Raw genomic sequence first — 12,337 nt, 5'->3', positions numbered from 1 at the left:
CTGACGGCGTTTATTGAGCCATGTATTTCACTGTTTTGCGCCAGGCGGGTAAAGTGCGTTGCACTGCAATGCAATGCTTCCCTCAGTGCCGGATACCATCCGGCCTGGCCTTTTCCACTTACGCAGCCACACCTGTGTTCATCACAGCATCGATTTGTTCTCGCCAGGTAAGTTGTTCTGGCGCCCCTTCACTGCGCTGGCCATAGAGCTGTGCTATCTGAGAACCATCTGCAGCAAACAGCTCCAGGCTGGTAACAAATCCGTCCCGCGTGGGTTTGCGTGTGACCCAGGTTTCCGCAATGTTATCCATAGCTAATTGCAACGAAAATGCCGGGTTTTCCACACACAGTTGCTGGTTTACTACCGCCACCTTATCAATAGGCCCTGTGAAAATTTGCACACAACCCCTGTTGGCGACAAAGATCATTAGTTCATTTTGCGCTTTTTCCGCCTGAGCCAGAATATGCTGCACAGCATCATTGTCGACCTGGCAGGCAAGATCAGAACCCACAGCACGAAACGCCTGCAGGCGTGAAACTTCATGATTTTTCAGCAGCCCAAAGAATTGGTGAACATCGGTCATTGCACGCCATTCACGCTCAAGCGCCTGCCCATCAACAGCATCAGTGTGTAACGGTACCGGGTAAGCGCGCAGATCCAGCTCCCGGTGTTTGCGTAAACTACACTCGTTAATCAGTTCATTCCAGGCGGTAAGGTTGGTGTTCTCGGTCGTGAAGGCACTGAGTACGGCATCGCCCTGGTTATCAAAAATCTGAATACTCTGGCGTAACCCCAGCGAGGTTTGTTCCGCTACGGCAAAGGCGCAATGCCACTGAGCAGGAAACAAGCGGAGATCCAGTGCTCGTGGGTTCAGCACAATACCGTGTTGCCCCAGGCGCAGGTTGTCATAACCCCCAATTTGCTTATGAATAGCGTAAGGGTTTCGGGTAATATTTTTTATTTCGCCAACCCGGGACAGCCCGTGTAACAAAGCAGTGAAATCAGGGCGTAACTGGACTGTATCCTGCCCAAGCCGGCAAAAGAGCAATTCTGCTTCACTGATAGCCATTTGTGCCGCGAGCTCGCAGGCATGTTTGTGCGGATGTGTGGCTTTGAGTGACAAATAATGTTGGTAGCGACCATTCATAAATTCATTCTCCTTAATAACCCCGAAGCAGGAAAAGAGATGACAACGGGCAGGGGGACAGCACAGGAGGCCAGACACTGTGTTAAGGTTACAATAGTGTTAGCAATATGAAATAAAGCTAATATAAACACGCAGTGTAAGCAATGCATTCTCTGATAATGAGAATTGTTCTATGTTTGGCGTATTCACTCAGTACGCATCCACCGCAGGAAAAATGAAGGGAAATGATTATGGAACCAAAACCGCAGGTTATTATTGAGTACTGTACTCAGTGTAACTGGCTGCTCCGTTCCTCATGGATGGCGCAGGAGTTGCTCTTTACCTTCGCAGAGGATTTGGCGAGTGTGACACTCAAGCCTGCAACGGGCGGAACCTTTATTATTCGGGTGAATGAGCACGTTATTTGGGAGCGCAAACGTGACGGCGGTTTTCCTGATGCGCCCACTCTCAAGCAGCGGGTGCGGGATATTTGCTTCCCTGAGCGCAGCCTTGGTCATAGCGATTTACCGCGCACGCCGCCTTCTGAGTCTGGCAGTGTTTAAGCATTTTCTACTGGATTTATCTGTACAGTGTAAAGTTCAGTGATTGTTGTGTTGTATTGAGCTTTTTTCTTCTCAAATGCGTAAAATTCAGTTTTCAATGTATTGCATAGCAACGCCAGGCCCTTATTCTGGGGGGCGGTTGTGCATACACCTTTTAATTGCCCATTAATCAAGGAGTGAACGATGGCTACGCACTTTGCACGGGGGATACTCTCTTACCCAAATAATTTGTCACCACGCCTTTCAGCCCAGGCTCTGAAATACTCGCAGCAACTTCCATCCCATAAACGTAACCGTTTTTTGGCCTCACGTAGTTTGCTGGCTGAACTGATGTTTATGCTGTATGGCATTGCTGTGTTGCCAGAAATTACTTGTGAGCAGGGGCGCCCATGTTTTGCCAGTGAAGAATTACCCGATTTCTCTGTGGCTTATGCAGGAAACTGGGCCGGTGTGGTGGTGGCAACAGAAGGCAAATGTGGTCTGGATATGGAGCTTCAACGGACCATAATTAACACTCCTGCGGAGCGGGAAGGCCTGAGTAGCAATGAAATTATCTGGATTAATAACCAGACCGATCCGAAAGAAGCCTGGGTCCAGATTCTGGCGGTTCGCCAAAGTCTGGGAAAACTGGTTGGTCAGCCTAATAATATTACCCATGAGCTGCAATTATTGCCGGGGGTTGGGCGGTTACGTTTTGCACCTATGGCGCTGGTTGAAACGATTTGTGATGCTGAAGATCTGCTGGTGTGGTCTGTGGCAGGCGCTCCGGCAGCAGAACGCCTGAAGTTGTGGGAGTTTGATACGGCTTCTGGCTGGCGGGTGTTAAAAGACTTGCAGGAAAGGGCGCACGACCCGGATACTCGCTTAATGCGCTTTACCAGTATGCCTGCAGATAAAGCATTAATTATTAAATAAGAAAACAGTTGTTTGCCGGTGTGCTTCAGCAGGCCATCAGCCAGAAGCCAGACAATAAATATGTTGTATAAATAAAAAGCATCGTATAAATCAAAAATGGCTGCCCGGGTTAACCCCGCTGGCAGCCATTTTTTATCGTAAACAGAGCTGGTATCAGTGTGCGTCAATAAACACTATCTTCAACACAAACAACAGCGCAACCACCACCACACAAGGGCTGAGGTCACGCAGGCGGCCGGTGCCGATTTTCATCACGCAATATGAAATAAAGCCCAGCGCAATACCTTCAGTAATTGAGAAACTGAACGGCATCATTACTGCGGTGATAAATGCGGGTACGGCTTCAGTCAGGTCGTTCCAGTCAACACGCGTCAGGCTGGAAGTCATCAGCACACCCACATAAATCAGTGCACCAGCTGCCGCATAGTCAGGCACCATACCCGCCAGTGGCGACAGGAAAATCACCAGCAAAAACAGTAAGCCAACTACCACCGCCGTCAGCCCGGTACGCCCACCAACAGAAACCCCGGAAGAGGATTCAATATAGGCTGTAACTGACGAAGTACCAATAAACGCACCTGTTACAGAGGAAATACTGTCAACAAACAGCGCCTGTTTCATGCGCGGAAACTTGCCTTTCTTGTCGGCCAGGCCTGCTTTATCGGTAACGCCAATCAGCGTGCCAGAGGAGTCAAACAAGTTCACCAGCATGAAAGAAAAAATAACCCCGGCCAGGCCGATATTGAATGAACCAGCCAGATCAACATGGCCGAAAACAGTATGCACATCTGGTGGAGCAGAGACGATACCGGTGTAGTGGACATCGCCCATCATCCAGCCCAACAGGGATGTGACAATAATGGAAATCAGCACGGCGGCGTGAATATTACGCGACGCGAGAATGGCAATAATAAAGAACCCAATGATACCAAACAGCACCGAGTGCGAGGTAAGGTTACCAATAGCGACCAGCGTATCTTTATTGGCGACAATCACACCGGCGTTTTTCAGCCCCATCATGGCAATGAACAGGCCAATACCACTGGTGATACCGACGCGCAGGCTGACCGGGATATTAGATATCATCCAATAGCGAATTCGGAAAATCGTCAGTAATAACAGGCCAATGGCACCCCAGAAAATGGCGCCCATCCCAACCTGCCAGGGCAGGCCCATTGCACCGACCACTACAAAGGCAAAGAAGGCGTTCAGCCCCATAGCGGGAGCCAGCGCAACTGGCAAGTTAGCAAAAATCCCCATCAGTATGCTGCCAAATGCAGCAATCAGGCAGGTAGTGACAAATACCGCGCTGGTATCCATCCCCGCCACGCCGAGAATTTGTGGGTTAACAAAAACGATGTACACCATGGTCAAGAAGGTGGTGAAACCGGCTATCACTTCCGTGCGTACGCTTGTCCCGTGAGCGCGTAATTTGAAGACGCGTTCCAGCAATCCCTGGCGCTCTGCCGGGGTGGTGTGTAGTTGATTCATTATCAATTTCCGGTAAAGGAAGAAAAAAACGTCGCTATCCTATACCAAAATGGCTAAATGTAGAGGCAATAGCCGGATTTTTTTCACTGATTAGCGCATACGGGATCGATTGCATTGCGCAAACAACGTAGAGTAAACGTTCAACTTATAAATTCAGGAAAACCCATGTCAGCCATTGAAGCTATCTTTTTCGACTGCGACGGGACGCTGGTCGATAGCGAGGTGATTTGTTCCAAAGCGTATGTGCATATGTTCCACGAATTTGGTATTACCCTGAGTCTGGAGACCATGTATCAGCGCTTTAAAGGCATCAAACTCTACGAAATCATCGATACAATCAATCATGAGCACGGTGTTCAACTGGACAAAGCGGAACTGGAGCCCGTATACCGCGCTGAAGTGGCGCGCTTGTTTGAAAGTGAACTGGCAGAGATCCCTGGGGCTCGCGCGCTGGTTGAATCTGTGACGGTTCCTATGTGCATTGTCTCCAATGGGCCGGTGTCAAAAATGCAGCAGTCACTGGGTAAAACGGGCATGCTTCACTTTTTCCCCGGGCGCCTGTTCAGCGGCTACGATATTCACAGCTGGAAGCCAGACCCGGCTTTGATGTTCCATGCAGCCGAAGCCATGCAAGTGAGCCCAGAAAATTGCATCTTAGTTGACGACTCTATGGCAGGTGCTCAGGCGGGAGTGGCAGCAGGTATGCATGTATTTTATCTCTGTGCTGACGAACATAACCAGCCGATTCACCACCCACGCGTCACCGTTTTTCATGATTTAGCGCAGTTGCCCGCATTGTGGCAGGCCCGGGGCTGGGTTCTGACGCGTTAACACACTGGTTCCCGTCTTCAAGCTGGCGGTGGAGCCAGTTTTGCCATGTGCTGTAAAGGGATATGGCAGTCAGGACGGGACTTGTGCCTGCTTTTTGCTCTAATTTCTCGGGCCACACTCAATATCATTCAGAATAATATCCTTTATATTGTTTAATCATTGTATTTGTGACTTATAAATACATTTTTTATTGATATAAATTCCTGCCGCCGTTTCGCTCAGGTAGCATGCCGCTACGAAAATTTTACCCAAGAGTTTCAGAATCCGGCATTACCGGTCGTTTTTATTCAGTATCCAGGAACGCGCAGAGAACTTCCTGGCTTGATTATCCATACCAGGCCTGAGTTGTGCCGTGGGTTTGGTAAATGCAACATAAAGGAGTATGTAATGAATACAGGTCGTTTTTTCCAGTTAACAAAAAAAGCGATTGCATTCGTACTGGCGGCGGGAATTGTCGCAGGCTGTAATGAGAAAACAACAGGAGTTGATCCCGTGAAATTTGTCGATATGGAAAAGTTGTTAGTGGATTCGGGGCTGGCTGAACAGGAAGCTGCACATTTGCGCCTGGTGAACGAACGCCTGAAGCAGGGTGCTGAATTAGCCGGTAAACAGTACAGCACTATGGATGAAGAGAAAGTGGGCTTAGCCCGCCAGGCTGATGGGCAGATTTTGCAACTCCAGTGGCAGGCAGAGCAACAAAATGCACGTAAAACTGTGCTGGCTGCCGTTACGGAAGCGGCAATGGCCTGGCAGGATGAACATGGCGCAGTGGCAATTCTGCCCCGTCAGGCAGCTCTTGCCGTGGCTAAAGATGCGGATATCACAGACGATATTCTGGCAAAACTGAAAAACTATACGGTCAAGTTTAATTCACTGCCAGAAGTGGCTATTAAATCAGAAGAACATAACACACCAGCCACCAGTCATTAATTCTCTTACGGGTATTGCTACTGTAATACCCGCATTCCCAGCCTGCCGGTGACCTAAAGGATTTCACCAGAATGAAAATTTGTGTCATTTCCGATGACAGCTATTTTTCTGTTGGCGTTGCTGCAGCTATGGATAAATTCTGTCCAGTACAGCATTACAGCCCTGGAAAAGCATTAACAATACCAGTCAGTGAGCTTGAGCAATATTTTTATATTGTTCTTAATATTCGCAACCGTATGTTGTACAGAAAAGTAAGCTTAAGGTTAATGCGCTGTAAGGCAGACAAAATAATATTATTGCCTAACTGGCATCGGCTTGCGCGTAACTTTCGCCGGTTATTTACACCGTTAAAGATAACCCCTGCTGAATTACGTGGGCTGTTGATGTGTGAACCGCTGTGCAGGCAGGGGGCAGATAAAGTGGCACTTAAAGCATCCTACTTTGATATTTATCAGTCTATTATGGAAGGTGATAACTACAGTTATTTGATAGAGAAAAATGAAATCACCTATAAGCATATTTTTTATATGAAAAAAACCATCCTGAAACAATTAGGGATAGATAAAGTAAATCCAGGAAATGTCTTTCTGGCTGAGTCTGTATTTCTTGGGTTGCAGGGGCGTAATCAGGTTAAATTTATTTCCTGAGTTGAAACTGGTGTGAGCTTTTACGCCCCAGTGATGCAAGATGTGGAGAAAATTTACTCAGTAAACCAGGAAAAAGTCATAACCTGAGTGCTTTTCGTTATTTGCGAAATCAGTTGGCCTGTGCTGTCATTATGTTTTAAAAAAATGGCAGGCTACACGATATGTTGACAAGGAAATTTCTTACCGGGTTGTTATTTTCTACCCTGTTTCCCGCCAGTGCTGCACTGGCAGCGGAAAGCACGCTGGTTTATTGCTCTGTTGCTTCCCCTGAATCTTTTAACCCGCAATTAGCCAGTTCCGGCCCAACCTTTGTTGCCAGCTCACAAACACTGTATAACCGCCTGGTGACATTCGACCCGAAAGATAACTCGCCAGTTCCTTCACTGGCAACCTCCTGGACCATCAGCCCCGATGGCAAAACCTATACTTTCACTCTGCGCAAAGGCGTTAAATTCAACAGCAATAAATATTTTACACCCACGCGGGATTTTAACGCCGATGATGTCATTTTCTCGGTAATGCGCCAGAAAGACGCAAATAACCCTTACCATAATGTGTCGCATGGCAGCTACGAGTACTTCAATGACCTGGAGCTGTCATCGCTTATCAAAGAAGTTAACAAACTGGATGATTACCATGTCCAGTTTGTGCTGACTAAACCTGATGCCGCATTCCTGGCCGACTGGGGTATGGATTTCGCGTCGATTTTATCTGCGCAATATGCTGATGCCATGCTGAAAAAAGGTACTCCAGAGTATGTAGATACCTGGCCGATTGGCACCGGGCCTTATGCGTTACAGCAATACAAGGTCGACTCCCTGATTCGTTACATTGCCAATCCGAATTACTGGGATGGCGCAGTGCCGACCAAACACCTGATTTTCTCCATTACTCCTGACGTACAAACCCGCCTGGCAAAACTGGAGAAAAACGAGTGCCAGATTATCCCGGCACCCAGCCCGGTACAGTTTGACGCTATCAAAAAAGACAAAGACCTGACCCTGCATTCGATTGACGGGCTGAGCGTTGGCTACCTGGCGTTTAATACCGAGAAAAAACCTTTCGACAATGTGCTGGTGCGCCAGGCGCTGAATTACGCAGTGGATAAAAAAGCGATTGTTGACGCCGTATTTATGGGGTCAGGAACGGTGGCAAAATCACCGATTCCCCCAACGATGATGGGCTACAAAAAAGATTTGCCAGATTATGATTACAACCCGGAAAAGGCCAGGGCTCTGTTGAAACAGGCGGGATTTGCGAATGGCTTTGAAACCAACTTGTGGTCCATGCCGGTTCAGCGCCCTTATAACCCCAACTCGCGGCGTATTGCTGAAATGATCCAGAGCGACTGGGCGAAAGTGGGCGTGAAAGCCAAAATTGTTACCTGGGAGTGGGGTGAATACCTGTCCGGACTGCGTAAAGGTGAGCATGCAACGGCACTGTACGGGTGGATGTCAGATAATGGCGACCCGGATAACTTTGCCGACACACTGCTCAGCTGTGGCAGTATTAAAAGTGGTTCCAACGCGGCTCACTGGTGTAACAAAGACTACGATGCTCTGGTAACCAAAGCGAAAGAAACCAGTGACCCGGCAGCGCGAGCGAAACTATACCAGCAGGCACAAACTATTTTTTACCAGCAGGCTCCCTGGCTGACGTTAGCAAATGGGAAAACGTTCTATGCCACCCGCAGCAATGTAACCGGGTACAGTGTCAGCCTGATGGGAAGTGATTTCTCGAAAGCAAAACTGAACTGATACAGAAAAACATACGGCGTTGCACAAAAGTGTCGTAACCACCGCACCAGGGATGGCGCAGTGGTTAGCTACCCAACTCCGGTTTACGGTGATACATGCGCCGTGGGTGGCCGGGTTTGCCATAACGCATTTCCACATCCAGAAACCCGTTGTCCACACAGTGCTCCAGGTAACGCCGGGTGGTGGTTTTACTCAACCCGGTCTGGCTCACCACATCATCGACAGATAACACTGTGTCATGGTGGCTGGCAAATAAGCTTTGCACCCGGCTTAAGGTTTGTTCTTCAATCCCTTTATTACCGTTTTCTGTACGGTAATTTTTACCTTGCAACTCGTAGAGCGAATCCACATTGCGTTGATCGACAATTTTCCAGGTACGCTGCTGCTCATTAAATTGCACGAAGCGCGCCAGAGACTGGTCCAGCCTTTTCCACGAGACAGGTTTAAGGATGTAGTCGAAGGCTCCATTGCGAATCGCCTGGCTGCAGGTATCCATATCGCTGGCGGCAGTAATAAAAATCACCGAGCATTTGTGCTCAGCAATCCACGGACTGTTCATCAAACTGATCCCCTTGCCATCTGGCAGGTAGTTATCCAGCAATACCAGGCCCGGGCGCAGGTGCTGCAATAACTGGCGGGCATCCGCAAGGGAAGGTGCAGTACCTGCGTAGCGCAGTTGTGGGTGGTTGCGGAGTAATTCTGCATGCAGCTCCGCCAGTGGTGCTTCATCTTCCACAATCAACACATCAATGGGTTCCAGTTGCATACACAGTTTCCTCTTCTGTTGGAGCAAGGGCTGGCACGCAGGGTATAAACAGCGAAAAAACCGTGCCAGAAGGAATATTATCGGCGACTTCGATGCTGCCGCCAGCCTGGGTGATATAGCTGGCGATAAGATAAAGCCCAAGACCGTGGTCGCCATGTTGTTTGGTGGTGACACCGCGTTCAAAAATATGCTCACGGATTGCCGGATCCAGACCTACACCGTGGTCTGCAACTTCAATAATCAGTTCCCGGCTGGACAAACGAATCAGTACTTCGACAGGAAGATGTGCGCCGCTGGCACGCTGGGTGGCTTCAATTGCGTTATCCAGCAGGTTACCAATTACGGACAAAAGCCCGGATTCAGTAAGCCCGTGGAAAGGTTCACGCATTTCACACGCCGGGTCGAACCGTAACGAAACACCTTTCTCCCGTGCGCGTGCTGTTTTGCCTAATAGCAACCCGCACAGCGTGGGCGACTGAAACCGGTCAGAAATAAAATCCAGGCACTCCTGGTCATGCTCTGACTGGCTTTGAATATATGCTGTTGCTTCCTGATAGCGCCCCATATGCAGTAAACCCGCCAGTGTCGCCATATGGTTTAGCTGTTCGTGCCGCATGATGCGCAGGTTATCCAGGTACCGTTTAACCTGGCTGAGTTGTGCGGCCATGGCATCGATATCGTTACGGTCCCGGAAAGTAATTACCCAGCCCTGTAACTTCCCTTCCAGCATAATACGCACCCGGCTGGCAATAACCGTCAGGTGGTTAAAACAGCAAATCTCATCGTGGGTATCCTGCTGCAACATGATGTCAGGGCGGAAAAAGTGCACCGGCTCAATCAATTCTGATAACGGTTTGCCACGCACTTCGCGTGAGGATTGATTCAGCCCAAGCAAATGTTTGGCCGCCTGGTTGATAACAGCAACCCGCGATTGAGCATCAATGGCAATCACCCCTTCATAGATAGACTCCATCAGCGCTTTTTGCTGGCGAACTAATAAACCAATTTCCCGTGGCTCCAGTGAGAAAATTTGCTTTTTGATACTGCGGGTAAAAAACCACGAAAAAACAAATAATGACATCAGGATAAAAGCGGCAGATAACGCAATATTAACCACTTTACGCGAAGTAATGTTGTCGAGGTAGCTTTTCAAATACCCAACAGAAACAATACCAATAACCTTACCCTGATTATCAAAAATAGGTGATTTGCTGCGCAATGAAATACCTAAACCACCCTTGCGAATAGTAGTAATTGTTTTACCTTTCAGAACAGACTGATTGTCACCGCCCACTAATTTTTTACCAACCCGGTCATTAAATACTGAGTGAAAAAGATGCAGGGCATGTTCATCACCAATAACAATAAAACTGGCATCGCTGCGCTTCGCTACCTGAGTCATAAACTGGTTAATTTGTGTTATGTCATGGTGTGCGACGGCTGTCTTTAGTGACGGGATAAGTGCTATCTCCTGAGCCTGAATGCGGGCTCGTACGCTCATTTCCTGGTACAACTGGCGGCTCATATCAACATAGTAATAGACCCCAAGCAGCACAAACAGCCCCATGAAAAACACCGCAAGGGAGACAAACAGTTTTACCTGGAATGAGAGTTTCATTATTTGCTATAACGCACTTATTAAAAGATCAACTTTACCATTTTTCATATGCCCGTCGCTGTCGCTATAAAAAACTTGTGATCCTCTACACAGCCTGAATTGGCAGAGAATTAATTTAATATGCGAAGTTTGAAATTTTGTTACTGAAAATAATAAACTCCATAAACACCACGCAATTAAATCTGCACTGCATCACACATTATAATAAACTCCATAAACACCATACAATCCATTAAAACTTCCTGCTTAATATGTATTTCCTCACATTATATAGGTGCTTGCTCTTTTAATCTGACCCGGAACAATAACCAAGGGGCTTAATAATGAGCACGACTGATGATTCTTACTCTGTACCCCAGAACCCGGATGACCTTGCCCAGGTTTCGCTGAAAGAAAAATGGTGGCATATCCTCGATACCTGGAAAATTGGCATTATCCCGCTACCGCTGTTTGTGCTGGCCGGGTTGCTGATTGCGGTTGATTGCCTGGGGGGAAAATTACCCAGTGATATCGTCGTTATGGTTGCGACACTGGCTTTTTTTGGCTTCGCGTGTGGCGAGTTTGGCAAACGCCTGCCTTTCATTGGCAAAATGGGTGCTGCGGCGATTTGCGCCACATTCATTCCTTCTGCACTGGTGCATTACGGGTTGCTGCCGGATGTCGTTGTGGAATCCACCACCAAATTCTACAAATCCACCAACATTCTCTATCTCTATATTTGCTGCATTATCGTGGGCAGCATTATGAGCATGAACCGTACCGCGCTGATTCAGGGATTCCTGCGTATTTTCTTCCCGATGCTGTGTGGTGAAGTGGTGGGAATGGTTGTTGGGATGGGTGTTGGCCTGGCGCTGGGCATGGAACCGTTCCAGGTGTTCTTCTTTCTTATTCTGCCCATTATGGCTGGCGGAGTGGGTGAGGGTGCAATACCGCTTTCCATTGGCTATGCCACTTTATTGCATATGGACCAGGGTGTGGCGCTGGGGCGTATTCTGCCGATAGTGATGCTCGGTGGCCTGACCGCTATTATTATTTCCGGCAGCCTGAACCAACTGGGTAAACGCTACCCGCATTTAACCGGGGAAGGCGAATTGATGCCAGGGAAAACGACCCAGGCGGCAGGTCCTCTGACCGCGGCATTTAGCGGTAAAACTGACGTCACCACTATCGCTTCCGGTGCTTTACTGGCCGTACTGCTGTACATGATAGGGATGCTCATCCACAAACTGATTGGCCTGCCAGCACCTGTTGGCATGCTGTTTATCGCGGTCTTCATCAAACTGGTTCACGGTGTTTCTCCCCGCCTGCTGGAAGGCTCACAGGTGGTCTATAAATTCTTCCAGACTTCCGTGACTTACCCAATCCTTTTTGCCGTAGGCGTTGCCATTACCCCATGGGAAGAACTGGTTCACGCATTCACGTTCACCAACCTGTTAGTGATTGTCAGCACTGTCAGTGCTCTGGTTGCCACCGGGTTCTTTGTTGGCAAGAAGATAGGCATGCATCCCATTGATGTGGCCATTGTTTCCTGCTGCCAGAGTGGCCAGGGCGGTACGGGTGATGTCGCCATTCTTACTGCGGGTAACCGTATGTCCTTAATGCCTTTTGCACAAATAGCCACGCGTATTGGTGGCGCTATAAATGTCTCCCTGGCACTGCTGTTCCTCGGCAACTTTTTAGTCTGACTGACAGG

At 48.5% G+C, this 12,337-nt stretch carries 11 protein-coding genes; 7 read left to right on the top strand and 4 right to left on the bottom strand.

Annotated features, from left to right (window positions below):
• Positions 1-118: 118 nt before the first annotated feature.
• On the bottom strand, positions 119-1,147 hold the full coding sequence (locus tag DT73_RS02635) for a hemin-degrading factor (RefSeq protein ID WP_036103440.1): 1,029 nt from the start codon (positions 1,145-1,147) through the stop codon (positions 119-121).
• A 230-nt stretch (positions 1,148-1,377) separates the two neighbouring features.
• Between DT73_RS02635 and DT73_RS02630 the strand changes: the two genes are divergently transcribed.
• Positions 1,378-1,689: a SelT/SelW/SelH family protein gene (locus DT73_RS02630; RefSeq protein ID WP_036103565.1), complete on the top strand. Its 312-nt coding sequence runs from the start codon at positions 1,378-1,380 to the stop codon at positions 1,687-1,689.
• A gap of 183 nt (positions 1,690-1,872) precedes the next feature.
• Entirely contained in the window at positions 1,873-2,604 is a 732-nt protein-coding gene (locus DT73_RS02625; protein WP_036103437.1) for a 4'-phosphopantetheinyl transferase superfamily protein, read from the top strand.
• Between the two features lie 153 nt (positions 2,605-2,757).
• On the opposite strand, the gene DT73_RS02620 is transcribed toward DT73_RS02625, so the two are convergent.
• The gene (locus DT73_RS02620; RefSeq protein WP_036103433.1) at positions 2,758-4,095 is read right to left on the bottom strand and encodes an NCS2 family permease; all 1,338 of its coding nucleotides are present in this window, start codon (positions 4,093-4,095) and stop codon (positions 2,758-2,760) included.
• A 165-nt stretch (positions 4,096-4,260) separates the two neighbouring features.
• Between DT73_RS02620 and yieH the strand changes: the two genes are divergently transcribed.
• From yieH to DT73_RS02600, 4 genes are all read left to right on the top strand, one after another.
• Positions 4,261-4,926 (top strand): 6-phosphogluconate phosphatase, encoded by a 666-nt coding sequence (yieH, locus tag DT73_RS02615; RefSeq protein ID WP_036103431.1) that lies wholly within the window; start codon positions 4,261-4,263, stop codon positions 4,924-4,926.
• A gap of 387 nt (positions 4,927-5,313) precedes the next feature.
• Positions 5,314-5,856 (top strand): hypothetical protein, encoded by a 543-nt coding sequence (locus DT73_RS02610; protein WP_036103428.1) that lies wholly within the window; start codon positions 5,314-5,316, stop codon positions 5,854-5,856.
• Between the two features lie 71 nt (positions 5,857-5,927).
• Entirely contained in the window at positions 5,928-6,503 is a 576-nt protein-coding gene (locus tag DT73_RS02605; RefSeq protein ID WP_036103425.1) for a hypothetical protein, read from the top strand.
• Between the two features lie 161 nt (positions 6,504-6,664).
• The gene (locus DT73_RS02600) at positions 6,665-8,260 is read left to right on the top strand and encodes an ABC transporter substrate-binding protein (RefSeq protein ID WP_036103423.1); all 1,596 of its coding nucleotides are present in this window, start codon (positions 6,665-6,667) and stop codon (positions 8,258-8,260) included.
• Positions 8,261-8,324: 64 nt separating this feature from the next.
• Here the strand turns inward: DT73_RS02600 and DT73_RS02595 are convergent, their stop codons facing one another.
• Both DT73_RS02595 and DT73_RS02590 read right to left on the bottom strand, forming a co-directional pair.
• Entirely contained in the window at positions 8,325-9,026 is a 702-nt protein-coding gene (locus tag DT73_RS02595; protein ID WP_036103420.1) for a response regulator, read from the bottom strand.
• Positions 9,007-10,644 (bottom strand): sensor histidine kinase, encoded by a 1,638-nt coding sequence (locus DT73_RS02590; protein WP_036103417.1) that lies wholly within the window; start codon positions 10,642-10,644, stop codon positions 9,007-9,009. The genes DT73_RS02595 and DT73_RS02590 overlap by 20 nt, the downstream gene beginning before the upstream one ends.
• A gap of 323 nt (positions 10,645-10,967) precedes the next feature.
• On the opposite strand from DT73_RS02590, the gene DT73_RS02585 reads away from it, so the two are divergent.
• Positions 10,968-12,329 carry a 2-hydroxycarboxylate transporter family protein gene (locus tag DT73_RS02585; RefSeq protein WP_036103414.1) on the top strand — a complete coding sequence of 454 codons (1,362 nt, stop codon included), beginning with the start codon at positions 10,968-10,970 and terminating at the stop codon, positions 12,327-12,329.
• The last annotated feature ends 8 nt before the right edge of the window (positions 12,330-12,337 follow it).

This window comes from Mangrovibacter sp. MFB070, from assembly GCF_000705335.1.
GTDB classification, from domain to species: domain Bacteria; phylum Pseudomonadota; class Gammaproteobacteria; order Enterobacterales; family Enterobacteriaceae; genus Mangrovibacter; species Mangrovibacter plantisponsor.
This window is presented reverse-complemented; position numbering and strand designations above follow the sequence as displayed.

Excerpts from the sequence above, each read along its gene's own strand:
- DT73_RS02635 (WP_036103440.1), bottom strand. The coding sequence starts at position 1,147 with ATGAATGGTCGCTACCAACATTATTTGTCACTCAAAGCCACACATCCG.
- DT73_RS02630 (WP_036103565.1), top strand. The coding sequence starts at position 1,378 with ATGGAACCAAAACCGCAGGTTATTATTGAGTACTGTACTCAGTGTAAC.
- DT73_RS02625 (WP_036103437.1), top strand. The coding sequence starts at position 1,873 with ATGGCTACGCACTTTGCACGGGGGATACTCTCTTACCCAAATAATTTG.
- DT73_RS02620 (WP_036103433.1), bottom strand. The coding sequence starts at position 4,095 with ATGAATCAACTACACACCACCCCGGCAGAGCGCCAGGGATTGCTGGAA.
- yieH (WP_036103431.1), top strand. The coding sequence starts at position 4,261 with ATGTCAGCCATTGAAGCTATCTTTTTCGACTGCGACGGGACGCTGGTC.
- DT73_RS02610 (WP_036103428.1), top strand. The coding sequence starts at position 5,314 with ATGAATACAGGTCGTTTTTTCCAGTTAACAAAAAAAGCGATTGCATTC.
- DT73_RS02605 (WP_036103425.1), top strand. The coding sequence starts at position 5,928 with ATGAAAATTTGTGTCATTTCCGATGACAGCTATTTTTCTGTTGGCGTT.
- DT73_RS02600 (WP_036103423.1), top strand. The coding sequence starts at position 6,665 with ATGTTGACAAGGAAATTTCTTACCGGGTTGTTATTTTCTACCCTGTTT.
- DT73_RS02595 (WP_036103420.1), bottom strand. The coding sequence starts at position 9,026 with ATGCAACTGGAACCCATTGATGTGTTGATTGTGGAAGATGAAGCACCA.
- DT73_RS02590 (WP_036103417.1), bottom strand. The coding sequence starts at position 10,644 with ATGAAACTCTCATTCCAGGTAAAACTGTTTGTCTCCCTTGCGGTGTTT.
- DT73_RS02585 (WP_036103414.1), top strand. The coding sequence starts at position 10,968 with ATGAGCACGACTGATGATTCTTACTCTGTACCCCAGAACCCGGATGAC.